Consider the following 19,229-nt stretch of genomic DNA (forward strand, 5'->3'; position numbering starts at 1 on the left):
ATCAAACACAGCGACACATCTCACTACGACGGCGTGTAGTGCATCCGGCACAATGGGGCGCATGGGCAATGTCTTCGACCTGAGCACGGTGGCCAAGCGGTTTCGTTTCATCGCGGTGCTCGAGGCGGTTTCCTGGTTTCTGCTGATCATCGGCATGGTGTTCAAGCGGATTCCGGAGCCGGTGCTGTGGCCGGTGAAGGTGTTCGGCATGACGCACGGCATCGTGTTCGTGCTGTTCGTGATCAGTGCGATCGTGGCGGCGCGCGAGCTGGGCTGGAGCGTGAAGACCACCGGTCTCGCGTTGCTGTCGAGCCTTCCGCCGTTCTGCACGGTGCTGTTCGAGGTCTGGGCGGTGCGCACGGGTCAGCTGGGTGAACTCAGCGCCGCCGGTTCGGCCGAGTCCGGGGCGCCCGCATCCGCCACCTCGTGACAAACTGGAAGTCGTGAATCGACCAGCCGCACGCCGTCCTTCGCCCGCTGTCGCCGCCGCCATGTCCGGGGCGGTCGATCTGTCCAGCCTGAAGCAGCCCGCGGGGAGCGCGGGCGGAGCGAGCGGCGGCGACCACGCGGTGTCCGAGGCCGATTTCGAGACCAGGGTTCTGCGCCGTTCGATGCAGGTGCCCGTGGTGGTGGTGCTGTACTCGCAGCGCAGCCCGGGCAGCATCGAACTGGTCCGCACGCTGGAACGCCTGGTTGCCGCTGACGGCGGCGCCTGGGACCTGGCCACCGTGGAGGCCGAGGCCAACATGCGCATCGCGCAGGCGCTGCGGGTGCAGGGCATTCCAACGGTGATCGCGATCGCGGCCGGGCAGCCGCTGGCCGATTTCGAGGGCGCGCAGCCGGAGCCGCAGGTGCGGCAGTGGTTGAACGCGGTGGTCGACGCGGTAGCGGGGAAGCTGGAAGGCGGCGGGGAGCCGCAGCAGCCTGCCGAGGACCCGCGTTTCGCGGCGGCCGAGGCGGCGCTGGAGCAGGGCGACCTGGTCGGCGCCGAGGCCGCCTACCAAGCGATTCTCGACGCCGAGCCGGCGAACGAGGAGGCCAAGAGCGCGCTGCGCCAGCTGCGGTTCCTCGCGCGGGCGCAGGAACTGCCGGAGTCGGCCATCGCCGACGCCGACGCCGACCCGTCGAATGTCGACGCCGCGATCGATGCCGCCGACCTCGAACTGTTCCAGCAGCGGCCCGAAGCGGCCTTCGACCGGCTGATCGGTGTCGTCAAGCGCACGTCCGGCGACGAGCGCACCAAGGCGCGCACCCGACTGTTGGAGCTGTTCGAACTGTTCGACCAGGCGGAGCCGTTCGTCGTGGCCGCCCGCCGCAAGCTGGCCGCAGCGCTGTACTGAGTTCGCCGCGCCGACGCCGCATCCAGGTGCAGTTCGCTCCGGCGGTGGAGGGCGCGCGGATGGAGCATCGTCGGCGCCGTGTGAGGTCTGTACCGGTCGGTGCCAGTTTTGCGGGCCGTAGCGCCGGTAGCCGATCCGCCCGCATGTCCCAGCGGCGTCGCATTCGCCGCGCTGCGGGTTCGGAGGAGCGCGGTTGGTTCCATCAGCTCTGGCGCCACCCGATGCGAAACCGGCGGAAGCGTTCGATTCAGGACGGCGCATACGCGCGTGGCCCTAGCTGGGCTCGGCCGCGTCTCGATCACTCAGATCGGTGGATCTGGGACAGCCCTTATCGGAGGTCGAACGCTCGTCGGTCGGGACTCGGTCGATCCGCCGCTCGTGCGGTAGGGGCAGACCGGGCTGCGGATTCGTACGATCGGCCGGGCGCCGTGACGCCAGTCGTCCGCTCGTGACGTAGGCGCAGACCGGGTTGCGGAAGTCGTACGATCGGCCGGGCGCGGAGCCGTGGCGCCGGTCGTCGGCTCGGGCGGTAGGCGCATGCGGGGTGGCGCAGTTCGTACGATCGGACCGGGCGCGGAGCCGTGACGCCGGTCGTCGGCTCGTGCGGTAGGCGTGTGCCGGGTTGTGCAATTCGTACGATCGGCCGGGCGCCGTGGCGCCGGTTGTCCGCTGTGTTGGCACGGGGCATGGTGGCCCTTTGCGTTGGGCTGGGTACCTGTCGGCGCCGGCCGAGCGGTCTGCGGTTTTCGAGCCGTCAGGCGGGGCGCAGCCAGACCGCGCTGTGCGGCGCCAGCGTGACCGGAGCCGAGGCGGGACGGTCGTGCCAGGGCTCATCGGTCGCGAGCACTTCGCCGAGATTGCCGAGGCCGGAGCCGCCGTAGTCCGCGGCGTCGGTATTGAGGATCTCCAGCCAGTGTCCCGCGTGCGGCAGGCCGACCCGGTAGCCCTCGTGCGTCGACCCGGAGAAGTTGTAGACGCAGGCCACCACGGAGCCGTCGGAGCCGTGGCGCAGGAACGCCAGCACATTGTTCGCGCGGTCGTCGGCCTCGATCCAGGCATAGCCGCCGGGGGTGGTGTCCTGGCTCCACAGCGCGGCGTGCTCGCGGTACACCGCGTTCAGGTCTCGTACGAGCGTGCTGATGCCCTGGTGCAGCGGGTTGTCCCGTTCGTGCCAGTCCAGCCCGCGATCGTGCGACCATTCCCGGAACTGGCCGAAATCCTGGCCCATGAACAGCAATTGTTTCCCCGGGTGGGCCCACATGTAGGCCAGCAGCGCGCGCACGCCCCCGGCTTTGGCGAAATCGTCACCCGGCATCCTGGTCCAGAGGGTGCCTTTGCCGTGTACGACCTCGTCATGGCTGATCGGCAGTACGTAGTTCTCGCTCCAGGCGTACACCAGGGAGAAAGTGATCTCGTTGTGGTGCCAGGAGCGGTGCACCGGGTCGCGGCCGAGGAACCCGAGGGTGTCGTGCATCCAGCCCATGTTCCATTTCATGGTGAAGCCGAGACCGCCGACGTCGGTGCCGCGGGTGACGCCGGGCCAAGTGGTGGACTCCTCGGCGATCGTCACGACGCCGGGATGGTGGCGGTGCAGTGTCTCGTTGAGGTCTTGCAGGAAATCGACCGCTTCCAGGTTCTCCCGGCCGCCGTGCACGTTGGGCTCCCACTCGCCGTCGGCGCGGGAGTAGTCGAGATAGAGCATGGAGGCGACCGCGTCGACGCGCAGACCGTCGATGTGGAATTCCTCGATCCAGTACCGCGCGTTGGCCACGAGGAAGTTGCGCACTTCGTGCCTGCCGAAATCGAACACGTAGGTGCCCCAGTCGAGTTGCTCGCCCCGGCGCGGGTCGGCGTGCTCGTAGAGGGGTGTGCCGTCGAAGCGGGCCAGCGCCCACTCGTCGCGCGGGAAGTGCGCCGGGACCCAGTCCAGCAGGACGCCGATGCCCGCCGCGTGCATGCGGTCGACGAAGGCGCGGAAGTCGTCCGGGGAACCGAAGCGCGCCGTGGGCGCGTAGTAGGAGGTGACCTGGTATCCCCACGAGCCGCCGAACGGATGCTCGGCGATGGGGAGCAGTTCGATGTGGGTGTATCCGGCGTCCTGGACGTATTCGGCGAGCTGCTCGGCCAGCTCGCGATAGCCGAGGCCGGGCCGCCACGAACCGAGATGCACCTCGTAGACGCTCATCGGGGCGCGGGTCGGGTCGGTGGCCGCGCGCCGCTCGAGCCAGGCGTGGTCGTGCCAGACATGATGGCTCTCGGTGACCACCGAGGCGGTGGCCGGCGGGTGTTCGGCGGCGAAAGCCAGCGGGTCGGCGTGGTCGACGGTGCGTCCGTCGGCGCCGTGCACACGGTATTTGTATTTGGCGCCCGGCCCCACATCCGGAACGAAGACCTCCCAGATCCCGGACGATCCGAGGGCGCGCATCGGCGCGGTGTTGCCGCTCCAGCCGTCGAAATCGCCGATCACGGTGACGCCGCGTGCGTTGGGCGCCCACACCGCGAACGACGTGCCCGTCACCTCGCCGTCGAGGGTGGTGTAGTGGCGCGGGTGCGCGCCGAGCACTTCCCACAGGCGCTCGTGGCGGCCTTCGCCGATGAGGTGCAGGTCGAGCGGGCCGAGCGTGGGCAGGAAGTGGTAGCCGTCCGCGCCGATGATCGTCTGGCCGCCGGGATAGGTCGTGACGACGCGATAGTCCATGATCTCCGGGTACGGCAGCACCGCCGCGAACACGCCGTGTCCTACGGATTTCAGCGCATGGTCGACGCCGCCGACGCGCGCCGACACGGTTTCCGCGTGCGGGCGCAACACCCGGACGGCGGTGCCGTCGGGATGGGGATGCGCGCCGAGCACGGTGTGCGGGTCGGCGTGCGTGCCTGCCGCGAGCAACATGAGATCGCGTCGTTTCATCGCAGGGTCCTGCGGTAGGCCAGCTCGGTACGAGCCTGCTGGGACACCGGAGGCAGGGCGATGATGTGCGCGACGGCGCGCGCCGGGTCCAGCCGCACGTAATTGGTCTGTGCCCAGTGGTATTCCTCGCCGCTGACCTCGTCGTACACCACCGGATGGTCGTGCCATTCGCGGCCGATCGCGGGCAGGTCGAGCGAGAGCATGCCCCATTCGGCGCCGAACGGGTTGAGGTTCACCACGACCAGCACCGCGTCGCCGCCGGCGGGGTCGATCTTGGAGTAGGCGAGCAGCGCGTCGTTGTCCACGTGATGGAAATGCAGGCAGCGCAGCTGTTGCAGGGCGGGGTGCGCCCGGCGGATCTCGTTGAGCCTGGTAAGCCAGGGTTCCAGCGATTCCCCGCGCGCCAGCGCCTCGGCGAACGGACGCGGGCGCAGCTCGTACTTCTCCGAGTCGAGGTACTCCTCGCTGTCCGGACGCACCGCCTGATGCTCGAACAGCTCGAAACCGGAGTAGACGCCCCAGGCCGGGGCGAGGGTGGCGGCCAGGACGGCGCGAATGGCGAACATGCCCGGTCCACCGTGCTGGAGGGTCTCGTGCAGGATGTCGGGGGTGTTCACGAAGAGGTTCGGGCGTGCCTCGTCGGCCTTGGCGGCCAGTTCGTTGCCGAACTCGGTCAACTCCCACTTGGCCACTCGCCAGGTGAAATAGGTGTAGGACTGGCTGAAGCCGCGCCGGGCCAGCCCGTAGAGCCGGGCCGGGCGGGTGAACGCCTCGGACAGGAAGATGACGTCGGGGTCGGTGCGCCGCACGTTCGCGATCAGCCACTCCCAGAAGTCGGCGGGCTTGGTGTGCGGATTGTCGACACGGAAGATGGTGACGCCCAAGCCGATCCAGTGCCGCACCACGCGCAGCACTTCGGCGTAGAGGCCGTCCGGGTCGTTGTCGAAGTTGACCGGATAGATGTCCTGGTACTTCTTCGGCGGGTTCTCCGCGTAGGCGATGGTGCCGTCGGGCAGGGTGGTGAACCATTCGGGGTGCGCTTGCACCCACGGATGATCCGGCGCGCATTGCAAGGCGAGGTCGAGCGCCACCTCGAGACCGTGCCGTCGCGCCGCCGCGACGAAATCGGCGAAATCGGCTTCGGTGCCCAACTCCGGGTGCACGGCATCGTGGCCACCGTGTCTCGAACCGATCGCCCATGGCGAGCCGACATCGCCCGGCTCGGCGGCGAGGGCGTTGTTGCGGCCCTTGCGGTTGACCTCGCCGATCGGGTGGACGGGCGGCAGGTACACCACGTCGAAGCCCATGCCCGCGATGCGCGGAAGTTCCTTGGCGGCCGTGGCGAAGGTGCCGTGGACCGGCTTGCCGGTGGCGTCGCGGCCGCCGGTCGAGCGTGGGAAGAACTCGTACCAGGAACCGTAGAGCGCGCGGTGCCGCTCGACCAGGACGGTGTGCTGTGGCCCTCGGGTGACCAGGTCGCGCAGCGGCGTGGCGCGCAGGATCTCGGCGACGTCCTCGGTGAAAGCCGGGGCGACCCGCGCGGGCAGCTGGTCGTCGCCACGGAGAGCAGTCGCGACCGCCCGTAAACGCTCGAACTGCCGCTTCGGGACGGCTTGCGCCGCACGGTCGAACAGGCGGGCGCCCAGTTCCAGGTCGTTGGCCAGATCGGCGGCGCTCTGGCCGACGGCCAGCTTCGCCTCGATCGCCGAGCGCCAGGTCTGGACAGGGTCGCTCCAGCCTTCGATGCGGTAGGTCCACGCGCCCGGCGCGTTCGGTGTGAACGTCGCGTTGAAGACGTCGGGCTCGTAGTCCGGCGTCATGCGGATGCGGAGCGGGCGCGACGTCCCCGGCGCGCGCACCACCAGCGTGGCGGCGACCGCGTCGTGCCCCTCGCGCCACACCACGGTGCGCACGGGGAAAACCTCGCCGACCACCGCTTTGGCGGGCCGGCCACCGGGGATGGACGGGGCAGTGTCATCGATTGCGATGCGGCCGGTCACGGGACCAACCTACCGGTAGCTGAACGTGCGGACCGGATCAGCGAGCTTTTCGTTCGCCGCCGCGACCCGCCGCGCCGGTGGCTGAGCCGGGCTGTTCGTGGTGCTGCCGGGAATGCGGGACCCGGAGGCCCGGGCGGCTACGGTCGGAGATCGACGCGTCGCCGCCCGGGCGTTCACTCCGGCACTCGAAGCGCCGCCGGGTCGGTGCTTACGGCAGGACCACGCATCCGACGCCGAGGTTGATCCCGTTGCCCACCGTCATCACCGGCGAGGTCCAGGCGGGACCGGCGCCGTGCGTCGCGGAGATGGTGTGGGAGCCGGCCGCGTCCGGTACCCACGTGGTGGTCGCCTGGTTGCCGACCACGGGCGCCGGGTTCGGGGTGAAGGATCCGGACGCGCTGTCGGTGAATTGCACGGGGTCGGACGAGGCGTTGTCCACCGTGGCCGTCACACGGTATTGGCAGTTGGTTCCGTAATTGCCGAAGCCGAAACTCATCCCTTGGGCAGTCGCAGTCGCCGTCGTGACCGCGGCCCCGGCGGCCGGTGCGACGAGAACGAGCGCCGCCGTGCAAGCTACGAACCCCGTCATCGCCGACCCAGCGCGCGACCAGCGCAAATCGCGGGCGCGATTTGGGTGTGCAGTCTTCCACATCTCGATCACTCCCGTACTGATTCGGTTGGTGCGGCCGGTTGGTCCGCACAGCTTGTGGGTTTGCCCCGCGTTCGGGAGTTCACAAGCGAGCGGGGGTCTCGATCGGGTAGCGGGAAGCGGGGCCTCCGGCGCGTCGTGTGGCCTTTTCGTGACGGTAGACAGCGCTACGCAAGATCGGCCGCGCTGCTTCCTCGGCTTCGACGGATCACCAAACATGCTGGTCGGAAGGTAGTTCCGGGTCGTGGTCGGGCCGGGCGCGCGCGGGGGCCTCCGTGTAGGTTCTACCGAATGAAGGCATTGCGTCGATTCACCGTCCGTGCCCATCTGCCCGAGCGTCTGGCGGCCCTGGGTGAGCTCGCCACGAATCTGCGATGGTCGTGGCACCCGCCGACGCAGGACCTGTTCGCCGCGCTGGATCCGCGGCGATGGCAGGAGATGGGCCACGATCCGGTCCGGATGCTCGGCGAGGTGCCCGCGGCGCGGCTGGACGAGCTGGCCGCCGACCCGGACTACGTCGCTCGGGTCGACGCGGCGGCGGCGGACCTGCGCGGTTACCTGGCGGCGCCGGGCTGGTTCCAGCGCAGGGCGGGGGAGGAGGGGGTGCGGGGTATCGCCTATTTCTCGATGGAGTTCGGCGTCACCGAGGTGCTGCCGAACTACTCGGGTGGTCTGGGCATCCTGGCCGGTGACCACCTGAAGGCCGCTTCCGACCTGGGCCTGCCGCTGATCGGGGTGGGCTTGCTGTACCGCTCGGGGTACTTCCGGCAGTCCCTGACGGCGGACGGCTGGCAGGCCGAGCACTATCCGGCGCTGGACCCGCAGGGCCTTCCGCTGCGGGCGCTCACCTCCGACGGCTCGCCGGTGCTCATCCACGTCGCCATGCCCGACCGCAGGGTGCTGCGGGCGCGGGTGTGGATCGCGCAGGTGGGCCGGGTTCCGCTGCTGCTGCTCGACTCGGACATCGCCGAGAACGATCCGGAGCTGCGCGCGGTCACCGACCGGCTCTACGGCGGCGACCAGGAGCATCGCATCCGTCAGGAGATCCTGGCGGGCATCGGCGGGGTGCGCGCGGTGCGCGCGTACACGGCCTCGGCGGGACTGCCCGATCCGGACGTGTTCCACATGAACGAAGGTCACGCCGGTTTCCTCGGCGTCGAGCGGATCCGCGAATTCGTCGCGCAGGGAGCGGATTTCGACGCCGCACTCGCCGCCGTGCGAGCGGGCACGGTGTTCACCACGCACACGCCCGTCCCGGCCGGCATCGATCGGTTCCCGATGCCGATGGTGCGGCGCTACTTCGGCGGCGCGCACGGCGAATCGGAATCCGCACTGCTGCCCGGGCTTCCCGCGGACCGGATCGTGGCGCTCGGAAGGGAAGCCGACCCCTCCGTCTTCAATATGGCGCACATGGGTCTGCGGCTCGCGCAGCGCGCCAACGGCGTCTCGAAGTTGCACGGTGAGGTGAGCCGGTCCATGTTCGCCTCGCTGTGGCCGGGCTTCGACCCGGCGGAAGTGCCGATCGGTTCGGTCACCAACGGTGTGCACGCCACGACCTGGGCCGCGCGGGAATGGGTCGACAAGGCGCGTGAGCTCATCGGCGCGGAATTGGTCGAGGAGGCACGCGGCTGGGAACGGCTGCGCGACGTCGATCTCACCGAGCTGTGGTCGACCCGGAATGTCCTGCGCGGCATCCTCGTCGACGAGGTGCGCCGCCGGGTGCGCGCGTCCTGGCTGGAGCGTGGCGCCGCCGAGGCCGAACTCGGCTGGGTGAACGGCGTCTTCGACCCGAACGTCCTGACCGTGGGGTTCGCGCGCCGGGTGCCGACCTACAAGCGCCTCACCCTCATGCTGCGCGACCCACAGCGGCTGCGGGCCCTGCTGCTTGATCCGCGGCGGCCGATGCAGCTGGTGGTCGCGGGCAAGAGTCACCCCGCCGACGACGGGGGCAAGGCGCTCATCCAGCAGGTGGTCCGCTTCGCCGACGATCCCGAGGTGCGGCACCGAATCGTCTTCCTGCCCGACTACGACATGTCGATGGCGCGCTTCCTGTACTGGGGTTGCGACGTCTGGCTGAACAACCCGCTGCGCCCGCTGGAGGCGTGCGGCACCTCCGGCATGAAATCCGCGCTCAACGGCGGTCTCAATCTGTCCATCCGGGACGGCTGGTGGGACGAGATGTACGACGGCGAGAACGGATGGGCCATTCCGACCGCGGCGGGCGTCCGTGACGAGCACCGCCGCGACGACCTGGAGGCGGCCGCGCTCTACGACCTGTTCGAGCGTGCGGTCGCGCCGCGCTTCTACGAGCGCGACGCCTCCGGCCTGCCGGTGCGCTGGGTCGAGATGGTTCGCCACACGCTGCAGACCTTGGGACCGAAGGTCTTGGCTTCCCGAATGGTCCGCGACTACGCGGTGGAGTACTACGCTCCCGCCGCCGCGGCGTATCAGCGGGCGACTGCCGGCGATTTCGCGGTCGCGAAGGCCATCGCCGAGTACCGCCACCGGGTGGAGTCGGCATGGCCTTCGGTGAAGGTGATCCAGGTGGACAGCGCGGGCCTGCCGGACACGCCGGTCATCGGCGCGCGGCTGTCGCTGGCCGCGCGGGTCGAGCTGGGCGGACTGAGCGTGTCCGACGTGGTGGTGCAGGCGGTGCTGGGCCGGGTGTCGACGACCGACGACCTCTCCGACACCACGACCGTCCCGATGACGCACAGCGGGTCCGACGGCGGCGCCGAACTGTTCACCGTGGACACCCCGGTGCCGCTCTCCGGCGCGGTGGGCTACACCGTGCGCGTGCTGCCGCACCACGAGCTGCTGGCCTCCGACGCCGAGCTGGGCCTGGTCTCCGCCCCGAGCGCCTGAGGCCGGTGGCGCTGGTCACGGTGGCGCCGTGGAGGCGCCCCGGGCAGTGAACCGTCGGCTACCGTGCCCTGGCACGCCCGAATCGTTCTCGACTGGAGTCACCCATGGTCACCGACGTTCTGCACCGGACCCGAGGACGCCTCGACGGGTACTTCGGGGTCCGGTCGACCGGCTCTACCGTCAAACGCGAACTCATGGCGGGCACGGTCACCTTCCTCGCCATGTCGTATGTCCTCGCGGTCAACCCCGCGGTGCTCGGCGACCAGGGAGCGCTGGGCGACAAGGGCATTCCCATGCAGGCGGTGTTCACCGCCACGGCCGTCGCCGCGGTGTTCGGCACGCTGGTCATGGGGTTGTGGGCCCGCTATCCGATCGCGCTCGCGCCGGGCATGGGGCTCAACGCGTTCTTCGCGTACACGGTGGTGCTCGAGATGGGGATCCCGTGGCAGGTCGCGTTGTCCGGCACGTTCCTGTCCGGAGTCATCTTCTTCGTCCTCGCGGTGACAAAGATTCGGGAACGCATTCTCAACGCCATCCCGATGCAGTTGAAGCTCGCCGTCGGGGCCGGGATCGGATTGTTCGTGGCGTTCCTCGGTTTGAAGAACGCCGGGATCGTGGTGAACAGCGAAGCGACGCTGGTCACGCTGGGTGACTTCACCAAGGGCACCACATTGCTCGCGCTGTTCGGATTGCTGGTGACCGTGGTGTTCCTCGTGCGGGGTTGGCACGGCGCGGTGCTCTACGGCATCGTGCTCACCACGATCGTCGGCATCGTCAGCGGCTTGGTCGAGCTGCCCAAGGGCGTGTTCGCCGCGCCGAAGGGGCTCGAGCAGACTTTCGGTCAGGCGATCGTCCATCTGCCCGACGCGTTCACCGGCCAGATGGCCGTGGTGGTGCTGACCATGCTGTTCGTCGACTTCTTCGACGCTTCAGGCACGCTGATCGGCGTCGCGAACCAGGCCGGTCTGCTGGACGAGGACGGCAGGCTGCCGCGTGCCGCGAGCGCGCTGGCGGCGGACTCGGTGGGCACCATGGCGGGCGCCGTCATCGGGACCTCGACCACGACGGCCTACGTGGAATCGACCGCGGGCGTCTCGGCGGGCGGCCGGACCGGGCTCACCGCGGTCGGCACGGCGGGCTGGTTCCTTGTCGCGATGTTCTGCTACCCGATCTTCGCGGTGGTCGCGGGCTCGGGTGAGGTGACCGCGCCGGCGCTCATCGTGGTCGGCATCCTGATGGCTCGCGCGCTCGGCCAGATCGACTGGAACCAGTTGGAGTACTCGGTGCCCGCGTTCGTCACCGTGGTGATGATGCCGTTGACGTACTCCATCGCCAACGGCCTGGCCATGGGCATGCTGCTGTACCCGGTGGTGATGGCGGCGAAAGGCCGGATCAGAGAGGTGCATCCGGCGATGTGGGTCCTGATGCTGGTGTTCCTCGGCTACTTCTTCTTCCTCGCGGAGTAACGCTCCGCTCGCTTTCGCGCTGAACCATCCTTCTCGCCCGACCGTGGAATAGGACCGAGGGGTTGGGAAGTTCGATCTCTACATGGAAGAATCGGACCGTAGTCCGCTTTTTCGCCGAACTAATGATCCCCTCCGAGAACGACTGCAGGGATGAGGACCACGATGACCATCAAATCCGTACTCGAACGCACCAACACCCCCACCGAACTCGACGGAATCGCCGCAGACATCGGCCTGCTGCTCGTGCGAGTCGTCTTCGGCGGCTTGCTCGCGGCGCACGGCGCGCAGAAACTCTTCGGCTGGTGGGGAGGTCCCGGCCTGCAGGCCAACGCCGACGCCTTCGAGCAGATGGGCTACAACCCGGGCAAGCTGTTCGGGACCCTCGCGGGCCTGACCGAACTCGGCGGCGGCCTGCTCCTGCTGCTGGGTCTGCTGACGCCACTGGCCGGGGCGATCGTGCTGGGCACGATGATCAACGTGGTCAACGCCACCTGGGCCATGGGGCTGTTCGGCGGTTACGAGATGGGGGTGCTGTTCGGCGTGGTCGGCGCGGCGCTGCCGTTCACCGGCCCGGGCAAGTTCTCGTTGGATGCCGGGCGTCCGTGGCAGCGCAGTGGATTCGTGTGGGGTGTGGGCGCGCTGATCCTCGCGATCGTGACGGGCGTGCTGACGCTGATCCTGAAGTGGGTGCTCTGAGCCTGCGGCTCGGCGGAACTCGCGGCGCGGTGACCTCGGTCGCCGCGCCGCGGTCGTTTGTGTCCTTCGTCATGTCACACCGTGGACTGCCGGATCGTCGGTGTTGTGTTGCGGCACTTGCCGACCGAATGAGGAGAAACGATGGGCGTCGAAATCAGCAACCCCGGTGCACTGCACGATCCGACCGGGTTCGGCTACAGCCACGTGGCAGTGGCGCGCGGTGAGCTGGTCTTCATCGCGGGACAGTACGACTCGGACGCCGAAGGGCACACCACCAGCACGGATTTCGCGGTCCAGGTGGACAACGCGTTCGCCAACCTCGCGATCGCCTTGCGCTCGGCGGGGTTGGACTTCGCCGACGTGGCGCAGTTGCGGACGCACATCGTCGACCACGATCTGGACAAGCTGGCCGTGCTCGGCAAGAAGATCGCGGAGATCTGGGGTGAGCGGCCGCCCGCGCAGACGTTGACCGGCGTGGCTGCGCTCGCGCTGCCGGGCATGCTGTTCGAAGTCGACGCGGTGGCCGTGCGCGGCTGAGCCGCGGCGGCCGGGCGGTGGGCCCGGAGGTGGCCCCGCGCCGCGTGCAGGGCTTGGCGCGGGGACCGGCCGATACGTTCGGTGTGGGAATTGGGGGTACACCGAAGTACCGATCAACAATCTACTTCCGTCTGGAAGTAGATTCCGGGGGGTGTGTCCGGTATCACACCGTGGCCGCGGCCGTGAGCCGGCGCAGCGCCTGGACCACGATCTCCGGATCGGCCGTCTCCCAGTACGGCGGTAGCGACGCGCGCAGGTAGCCGCCGTAACGGGCGGTCGCGAGGCGCGAATCCAGAATGGCGACCACGCCACGATCATCGACGCTGCGCAACAGGCGGCCGGTCCCTTGGGCGAGCAAGAGAGCGGCGTGACTGGCGGCCACGCTCATGAACCCGTTCCCCCCGCGCATCTCCACGGCGCGTTGCCGGGCCGCCAGCAGTGGATCGTCCGGGCGGGGGAACGGGATGCGGTCGAGGATCACCAGGCTCAGTGACGGCCCCGGCACATCGACGCCCTGCCACAGCGACAGCGTGCCGAACAGTGACGTCTCCGGGTCGTCGGCGAACTTCCGGACCAGCGCGCCCGTCGAGTCGTCGCCCTGGCACAGCACCGGGGTGGGCAATCGGTCGCGCAGCGCGTCGGTGGCCGCGCGGGCCGCGCGCATCGAGGAGAACAAGCCGAGGGTGCGCCCGCCCGCCGCCGTGACCAGCCGCTCGATCTCGTCCAGATATGCGGGCGCGAGCCCGTCCCGGCCCGGTGCGGGCAGGTGTTTGGCGACGTAGAGGATGCCGGACTTGGCGTGGTCGAACGGCGAGCCGACATCGAGCGAACTCCAGCGCACCGTGTCGGCGTCCGAGGGTGCCTGCGCGCCGTTCGCGGTGGCCGGATCGGTGCGACTGCCCGACTGCGCGGGCAGGCCCCAGGTGAGCGCGAGCCCGTCGAACGAGCCGCCGATCTGCAATGTGGCCGAGGTCAGCACGACGGTGGCGGTGCCGAAGAGCCTGCTGCGCAACAGCCCGCCCACCGACAGCGGCGCCATCCGCAGCGAGCGGCGCACGACGCCGCGGATCTCGTCGGCGGCCAGCCAGACGACGTCGCGCCGGGCGGCCGGGTCGGGCTCGTCGAACGCCGTCAGCGCGCGGACCGCGCTGTCGTGCACCTCGTCGATCGCGGCCAAGGCCATATTGCGGGCGGCGGAGTTCTCCGGATCGTCCGGTGCGGTGGCGCCGCCCTGCGGCGCGAGGGCGGTGCGCGCGTTCCACGCGGCGTCGCGGATCAGGGCCAGCACCGGGGCGACGCCGTCGGGCATGGTGTCCCAGCGGGCGGCGGGCAGCTCGTCGAGCACGGTGTGCCACGCCTCCGCGGCGCCCTCCAGGCGATCCACCTCCTGCTCATCGATGAGTTTGGCGCAGCGGCGGGCGGCCGCGCTGATCGCGGCGGAGGCCAATTCGGCGGTGGCCACGCCGGTGACCCGGTCGACCAGCTCGTGCGCCTCATCGATGACGACCACGTCGTGTTCGGGCAGCACCTGGATGCCGCTGATCGCGTCGATGGCGAGCAGCGCGTGGTTGGTCACCACCACGTCGGCCTGCGCCGATTCGGTCCTGGCGCGCTCGGCGAAGCAGTCCTGGCCGAACGAGCAGCGCGATTTGCCCAGGCACTCCCGCGAGGACACGCTGACCTGCCGCCAGGCGCGGTCGCTCACGCCGGGGGCGAGTTCGTCGCGGTCGCCGGTCTCGGTGTCGGAGGCCCATTCGTTGAGCCGTTGCACTTCGCGCCCGAGGCGCGAGATCGCGAACGCGTCGAACAGCTCCGCCTCGGCCGGCTCGTCCGGAACAGCGCTGTTGATCTTGTTCAAGCACAGATAGTTGTTGCGGCCCTTGAGGATCGCGAACTTCGGCGTCCGCCCCAGCGGGCCGCTCAGCGCGTCGGCCAAGCGGGGCAGATCGCGATCGACCAGCTGACGCTGCAGCGCGATCGTCGCCGTGGAGACCACCACCGTGCGGCCGGTGCGCACGGCGTGGCGCAGGCTCGGCACCAGATAGGCCAGCGACTTGCCGGTGCCCGTCCCGGCCTGCACCGCGAGATGCTCCTTGGTGTCGATCGCGTGGTCCACCGCCGCGGCCATCGTCACCTGCCCGGCGCGCTCCTTGCCGCCGAGCGCCTGCACGGCGGTGGCCAAAAGGTCGGGAACGGGGGGCAGTTCGGGCACGCGAGCAGCCTACTCGGCGCCTCCGACACGGCGGACCTGTCGCCGAGACCGGACGGTCTACCGGTTGACGCTGCCCTCCAAGTCGACGCCCGCACCGCGCATTCGGTCCAGTGCGGCGGCGGTGGTGTCGGCGGCGACGCCGGCGGTGAGATCGAGCAGGACGCGGGTGTCGAATCCCTCGATGCGCGCGTCCAGGGCGGTCGCCCGCACGCAGTGGTCGGTCGCGATACCGACCACGTCGACGGCCTCGATACCGCGGTCGTGCAGCCAGTCGGCCAGCCCCGTGCCGTCCTCGGTCGTGCCCTCGAACCCGGAATAGGCGGCGCTGTAGGCGCCCTTGGAGAAGATCTGCTGGATCGGCTCGGTGGTCAGGGCCGGGTGGAACTGCGCGCCCGGCGTGCCGGCCCGGCAGTGCGGCGGCCAGCTGTCGATGTAGTCGGGCTCGTCGGAGAAGTGGGCGCCGGGATCGATGTGGTGATCGCGGGTCGCGACGATCGCGCTGTAGTGCGCGGCCGCGAGGTGCTCGCTGATCCGGGCCGCCACCGCGGCGCCTCCGCTGACCGCGAGGGAACCGCCCTCGCAGAAATCGTTCTGGACGTCGACGATGATCAGTGCCCGGGTCATGGTGACCTCCCGCGGTATGGCTGAATGTCTGCCTCGAATTCTGCCGCTCGATCGGACGCTCGGTTCACCCGACTCGCGGGAAATTCACCGCTCCGATGTAAACGCGCCCTCACCGCACGGTGATTAACGAGTGCCCCCTTGGATTCCTCCCGGTTCGCCGCTTCCCCATGGAGACCACTCATGAGCCCTGCCCGCCTTTTCCGCAGCGTGACGATCGGCACCACCGTATTCCTGACGGTCTACTTCTTGCTGGGCTCCCGCCCCGCCGAACCGGCGGCCTGGCTGTGGTTCGTGATCAGCGGCGTGGTGTTCGCGCTGCTCTTCACCGCCGGACTGCTGCTGGTGTCCCGCGTGGACGAGCGCAGGCGCTGACCTCAGACGAAGGTGGTCACCACGGCGGGTTCGCCCGCCGAGAGTTTGAGGCCCTCCCAAGGCAGGCTGATCAGTCCCCGCGCCACCAGGTCGCGGCTCTCGGCGAGCGTGGGCAGGTCCTGCACCGGCTCACCGCCGCGGATCAGCGGGACGAGCGGGTCCCTGGCCTGGAAGCCGTTGCCGGGCGGCACCGGCCCGGCCGCGGGGTAGACGACCTCCTCGACGATCGTGCCGGTGTCGCGGGCCAGGCGGATCACCTTCTTCGTGCCGCCGCGGGACTGCTTGTGGCTGCTGCGTTTGGCCACCGGCACCCCTTCGACCTCGACCAGCTTGTAGACCATCCCGGCGGTCGGCGCGCCCGAGCCGGTGACCAGCGCCGTGCCGACGCCGTAGACGTCGACCGGTTCGGCGCGCAGCGCGGCGATGGCGTACTCGTCGAGGTCACCGGAGACAACGATGCGGGTCTTGGTGGCGCCGAGCGCGTCGAGCTGGTCGCGCACCTGGCGGGCCAGGACGCCGAGATCGCCGGAATCGATCCGCACCCCGCCCAGCTGGGTGCCCGCCACCTCGATGGCGGTCGCGACGCCCTTGGTGATGTCGAAGGTGTCCACCAGCAGCGTCGTCCCGACGCCGAGCGTCTGGACCTGGCTGCGGAAGGCCTCGGCCTCGTGCGCGCCGTCGGGACCGCTGTGCAGCAGGACGAACGCGTGCGCGCTGGTGCCCGCGCCCGGGATTCCGTAGCGCCGCACCGCCTCCAGGTTCGAGGTGGCGTCGAAACCCGCCAGATAGGCGGCGCGTGCGCAGTCCGGGGCCGCCATCTCGTGGCTGCGCCGTGACCCCATCTCGATCATCCGGCGGCCGCTCGCGGCGCTGACCATCCGGGCCGCCGCGGCCGCGATCGCGCTGTCATGGTTGAGGATCGACAGGATCAGCGTCTCCAGCACGACGCATTCGGCGAAACTGCCGCGCACCGACAGGACCGGTGAGCCCGGGAAGTACAGCTCGCCTTCGGCGTAGCCGTCGATATCGCCGGTGAACCGGTAGTCGCGCAGCCAGTCGAGCGTTCCCCGATCCGAGAACGAGGCCGCGACGGCCAGTTCGTCCTCGTCGAAGCGGAACTGCCGCAGCGCGTCGAGCATCCTGCCGGTACCACCGACGACGCCATAGCGACGACCATTCGGCAATCGCCTAGCAAACACCTCGAAGGTGCACTGTCGATACGCCGACCCATCGGCGAGCGCTGCCGCGAGCATGGTCAGTTCGTACTGGTCGGTCAGCAGCGCCGTGCTGGTGACGCCGTCGCGCAGGTCCACGCTGTCACTGTAGACAGAACGGTCGGCTCATGACGTCCGGCATCGGCCCGGTGAACCGGAGAATCGCGAATCGGGGCTGCGTGGGTGTTGTTTATCCGGAGTCGAGTCGTACCCTTGACCCTATGGCCTTGTGCAACACAGTCCGGGGTGACGTCGTTGTGGACGCCGCGAACGCGACATTGTCGGCGGCACAGGCGACACCCGAAGCGGTCGAATACACCGAGATCCTGGAGGCGGAGGACCGCCCATGGGTGACTGTCGTCTGGGACGACCCGGTCAATCTGATGCACTACGTCACCTACATCTTCCAGAAGCTGTTCGGCTACAGCAAAGCAAAGGCGACCGAACTGATGCTGAAGGTCCACAACGAGGGCAAGGCGGTGGTCTCGTCCGGTTCCCGGGACAAGATGGAGCACGACGTCCAGCGGCTGCACGCCGCGGGACTCTGGGCCACCATGCAGCGGGACGACTGACCTGGGCGACTACCCTGACGCCGTGCGCAAGTGGAGCAGGAAGAACTCGCTGAGCGGTCTCAAACTGCGATCCGAAATGGACGCACGAGAGGCCAACGTGCTTCGGTCCCTGGTCGGTGCGGTCTCCGGGCTGCTGACCGAACGCGCCGAATCCGCCCCCGACGACGACTTGGCCGCCCTCACCGGACTGCGCTCCGGCAACACCGCTCCGCCGGAGGACCCGCGGCTGCGCCGGCTCCTGCCGGACTTCCACCGCAGCGAACCGGGCTCGCCCGACGCCGAACGCGCAGACCTCAACAGCGCGCTGCGCGGCCTGCACGAGCCCGACATCATCGACGCCAAACTGGCGGCGGGTTCGGTGGTGCTTGACACCGTGCCGAGCGCGGGCGGCAAGATCATCCTGACCCCCGAGCAGGCCGACGCGTGGTTGACCGCCCTCACCGACGTGCGGCTGGCGCTCGGCACGGTGCTGGACATCGACGCCGACACGCCCGACCATCTCGACCCCGACGATCCGCGCGCTCCGCACCTGGACGTGTACCACTGGCTGACCTGGATGCAGGACTCGCTGCTGCAGGCGCTGGCTCCCTGACCGATCGTGCGAAGATCGGCGCGAAGCGACCGGCAATCGCGCGCCGTGAGGAGTAGAGATGGTCAACGCCGCACCGGGCGAACGTAATTCGATCACCGATGTGCCCGGAGTGCTGGTCGGGCACCACCACGTTCTCGACCCGGACGCGACGCTCGGCTCCGGTGCGGCGACGGGATGCACGGTCGTGCGGGTGCCGGGCGGCGCCGTGGCGGCGGTCGACGTGCGCGGCGGCGGACCGGGCACCCGGGAGACCGATCTGCTCGATCCGATGAACACCGTTCGCCAGGTCGACGCGATCCTGCTCACCGGCGGCAGCGCTTTCGGCCTCGCCGCGGCGGACGGGGTGATGCGCTGGCTGGAGGAGAACGGCGCGGGCATCGTGATGGACCCGACCGACCCGAGCCGGGTCGTGCCGATCGTTCCCGGCGCGGTGATCTTCGATCTTCCGGTCGGCGCCTGGGACATCCGTCCGACCGCCGAGTTCGGTTATCGGGCCGCCGCGGCGGCGGGCGTCGACTTCGCCCGCGGTTCGGTCGGGGCGGGCGTCGGGGCCCGCGCGGGGTCGATCAAAGGCGGAGTGGGCAGCGCGAGCATCGCACTGGGCGAAGGCGCGGCCGCGGGAATCACCGTCGCGGCGCTGATCGTGGCGAATCCGGTCGGCTCGGTGTTCGACCCCCGCACCGGCCTGCCGTGGGGGTGCGGCACCGACGGGCCCGAGTTCTTCCAGCTGCGGCCGCCGACCGCCGAGCGACTGGCGGCGGCGAACGAACTGCCGGTGAAAGGCACCGTGCTCAACACCACGATCGGCGTCGTGGCCACGGACGCCCCGCTCGATCCGGCGGGATGCAAGCGCGTCGCGGTCGCCGCCCACGACGGGCTGGCCCGGGCGATCCGTCCCGCGCACTCGCCGCTGGACGGGGACACCCTTTTCGCCCTGGCCACCGGGACCGCGGAAGAGGGCACGGACCCCCCACTACCGCCCGCCTTCCCCGCCGACCTGCTCGTGCTCGACCAGATCTGCACGGCCGCCGCCGTCGCGGTGGAGCGCGCCGTCGTGGACGCCATCCGTTCGGCGCACGCGGTGGCGGGGATCCCGGCCTACCGGGATCTGTTCTGATTTGCAGCGCCTTCGGCGCTGGGTGTTCGCGGCCCCTTTGGGGCTCGCGTTTGCGCGGCCGCCGC

At 69.7% G+C, this 19,229-nt stretch carries 16 protein-coding genes; 10 read left to right on the top strand and 6 right to left on the bottom strand.

Annotated elements, in window-relative coordinates:
• Positions 1-61 precede the first annotated feature (61 nt).
• Entirely contained in the window at positions 62-430 is a 369-nt protein-coding gene (locus ON27_RS06410) for a DUF3817 domain-containing protein (protein WP_083887404.1), read from the top strand.
• Between the two features lie 61 nt (positions 431-491).
• Positions 492-1,340 carry a tetratricopeptide repeat protein gene (locus ON27_RS06415; RefSeq protein ID WP_043720855.1) on the top strand — a complete coding sequence of 283 codons (849 nt, stop codon included), beginning with the start codon at positions 492-494 and terminating at the stop codon, positions 1,338-1,340.
• 754 nt (positions 1,341-2,094) lie between these two features.
• On the opposite strand, the gene glgB is transcribed toward ON27_RS06415, so the two are convergent.
• From glgB to ON27_RS06430, 3 genes are all read right to left on the bottom strand, one after another.
• Positions 2,095-4,248, bottom strand: a complete 2,154-nt coding sequence (glgB, locus tag ON27_RS06420; RefSeq protein ID WP_043720856.1) for a 1,4-alpha-glucan branching protein GlgB — start codon at positions 4,246-4,248, stop codon at positions 2,095-2,097.
• Positions 4,245-6,248 (bottom strand): alpha-1,4-glucan--maltose-1-phosphate maltosyltransferase, encoded by a 2,004-nt coding sequence (locus ON27_RS06425; RefSeq protein ID WP_043720857.1) that lies wholly within the window; start codon positions 6,246-6,248, stop codon positions 4,245-4,247. The genes glgB and ON27_RS06425 overlap by 4 nt, the downstream gene beginning before the upstream one ends.
• 208 nt (positions 6,249-6,456) lie before the next feature.
• On the bottom strand, positions 6,457-6,744 hold the full coding sequence (locus ON27_RS06430) for a hypothetical protein (protein ID WP_043720858.1): 288 nt from the start codon (positions 6,742-6,744) through the stop codon (positions 6,457-6,459).
• A 444-nt stretch (positions 6,745-7,188) separates the two neighbouring features.
• Here ON27_RS06430 and glgP point away from each other — a divergent pair, with 444 nt between their 5' ends.
• From glgP to ON27_RS06450, 4 genes are all read left to right on the top strand, one after another.
• The gene (gene glgP, locus ON27_RS06435; protein WP_043720860.1) at positions 7,189-9,762 is read left to right on the top strand and encodes an alpha-glucan family phosphorylase; all 2,574 of its coding nucleotides are present in this window, start codon (positions 7,189-7,191) and stop codon (positions 9,760-9,762) included.
• 104 nt (positions 9,763-9,866) lie between these two features.
• Positions 9,867-11,228 (top strand): NCS2 family permease, encoded by a 1,362-nt coding sequence (locus ON27_RS06440; protein ID WP_043720861.1) that lies wholly within the window; start codon positions 9,867-9,869, stop codon positions 11,226-11,228.
• Between the two features lie 162 nt (positions 11,229-11,390).
• Positions 11,391-11,924 (top strand): DoxX family protein, encoded by a 534-nt coding sequence (locus ON27_RS06445; protein ID WP_051046271.1) that lies wholly within the window; start codon positions 11,391-11,393, stop codon positions 11,922-11,924.
• A gap of 141 nt (positions 11,925-12,065) precedes the next feature.
• A complete protein-coding gene (locus ON27_RS06450) occupies positions 12,066-12,461 on the top strand; it encodes a RidA family protein (RefSeq protein ID WP_043720863.1) in 396 nt (131 codons plus the stop codon).
• Positions 12,462-12,624: 163 nt separating this feature from the next.
• On the opposite strand, the gene ON27_RS06455 is transcribed toward ON27_RS06450, so the two are convergent.
• Both ON27_RS06455 and ON27_RS06460 read right to left on the bottom strand, forming a co-directional pair.
• Positions 12,625-14,673 carry an ATP-dependent DNA helicase gene (locus ON27_RS06455; protein ID WP_043720864.1) on the bottom strand — a complete coding sequence of 683 codons (2,049 nt, stop codon included), beginning with the start codon at positions 14,671-14,673 and terminating at the stop codon, positions 12,625-12,627.
• 57 nt (positions 14,674-14,730) lie between these two features.
• On the bottom strand, positions 14,731-15,297 hold the full coding sequence (locus tag ON27_RS06460; protein WP_043720865.1) for an isochorismatase family protein: 567 nt from the start codon (positions 15,295-15,297) through the stop codon (positions 14,731-14,733).
• Between the two features lie 180 nt (positions 15,298-15,477).
• Here ON27_RS06460 and ON27_RS06465 point away from each other — a divergent pair, with 180 nt between their 5' ends.
• Entirely contained in the window at positions 15,478-15,669 is a 192-nt protein-coding gene (locus ON27_RS06465; RefSeq protein WP_043720866.1) for a hypothetical protein, read from the top strand.
• 2 nt (positions 15,670-15,671) lie between these two features.
• Here ON27_RS06465 and ON27_RS06470 read toward each other — a convergent pair whose 3' ends face one another.
• Positions 15,672-16,982: a nicotinate phosphoribosyltransferase gene (locus tag ON27_RS06470; protein ID WP_043720867.1), complete on the bottom strand. Its 1,311-nt coding sequence runs from the start codon at positions 16,980-16,982 to the stop codon at positions 15,672-15,674.
• A 122-nt stretch (positions 16,983-17,104) separates the two neighbouring features.
• On the opposite strand from ON27_RS06470, the gene clpS reads away from it, so the two are divergent.
• Genes clpS through ON27_RS06485 form a run of 3 tightly spaced genes read left to right on the top strand, consistent with a single transcriptional unit; the run spans position 17,105 to position 19,164 of the window.
• Positions 17,105-17,455 carry an ATP-dependent Clp protease adapter ClpS gene (gene clpS / locus ON27_RS06475; RefSeq protein WP_039796380.1) on the top strand — a complete coding sequence of 117 codons (351 nt, stop codon included), beginning with the start codon at positions 17,105-17,107 and terminating at the stop codon, positions 17,453-17,455.
• Between the two features lie 22 nt (positions 17,456-17,477).
• A complete protein-coding gene (gene aosR / locus ON27_RS06480; protein WP_043720869.1) occupies positions 17,478-18,047 on the top strand; it encodes an oxidative stress transcriptional regulator AosR in 570 nt (189 codons plus the stop codon).
• Between the two features lie 58 nt (positions 18,048-18,105).
• On the top strand, positions 18,106-19,164 hold the full coding sequence (locus ON27_RS06485; protein WP_043720870.1) for a P1 family peptidase: 1,059 nt from the start codon (positions 18,106-18,108) through the stop codon (positions 19,162-19,164).
• Positions 19,165-19,229 lie beyond the last annotated feature (65 nt).

It is taken from the genome of Nocardia asiatica NBRC 100129 (assembly GCF_000308415.1).
Taxonomy (GTDB): domain Bacteria; phylum Actinomycetota; class Actinomycetes; order Mycobacteriales; family Mycobacteriaceae; genus Nocardia; species Nocardia asiatica.

Bases quoted from the DNA above. Each gene is read 5' to 3' on its own strand.
- ON27_RS06410 (WP_083887404.1), top strand. From the start codon at position 62: ATGGGCAATGTCTTCGACCTGAGCACGGTGGCCAAGCGGTTTCGTTTC.
- ON27_RS06415 (WP_043720855.1), top strand. From the start codon at position 492: ATGTCCGGGGCGGTCGATCTGTCCAGCCTGAAGCAGCCCGCGGGGAGC.
- glgB (WP_043720856.1), bottom strand. From the start codon at position 4,248: ATGAAACGACGCGATCTCATGTTGCTCGCGGCAGGCACGCACGCCGAC.
- ON27_RS06430 (WP_043720858.1), bottom strand. From the start codon at position 6,744: ATGAGTTTCGGCTTCGGCAATTACGGAACCAACTGCCAATACCGTGTG.
- glgP (WP_043720860.1), top strand. From the start codon at position 7,189: ATGAAGGCATTGCGTCGATTCACCGTCCGTGCCCATCTGCCCGAGCGT.
- ON27_RS06440 (WP_043720861.1), top strand. From the start codon at position 9,867: ATGGTCACCGACGTTCTGCACCGGACCCGAGGACGCCTCGACGGGTAC.
- ON27_RS06445 (WP_051046271.1), top strand. From the start codon at position 11,391: ATGACCATCAAATCCGTACTCGAACGCACCAACACCCCCACCGAACTC.
- ON27_RS06450 (WP_043720863.1), top strand. From the start codon at position 12,066: ATGGGCGTCGAAATCAGCAACCCCGGTGCACTGCACGATCCGACCGGG.
- ON27_RS06460 (WP_043720865.1), bottom strand. From the start codon at position 15,297: ATGACCCGGGCACTGATCATCGTCGACGTCCAGAACGATTTCTGCGAG.
- ON27_RS06465 (WP_043720866.1), top strand. From the start codon at position 15,478: ATGAGCCCTGCCCGCCTTTTCCGCAGCGTGACGATCGGCACCACCGTA.
- clpS (WP_039796380.1), top strand. From the start codon at position 17,105: ATGGCCTTGTGCAACACAGTCCGGGGTGACGTCGTTGTGGACGCCGCG.
- ON27_RS06485 (WP_043720870.1), top strand. From the start codon at position 18,106: ATGGTCAACGCCGCACCGGGCGAACGTAATTCGATCACCGATGTGCCC.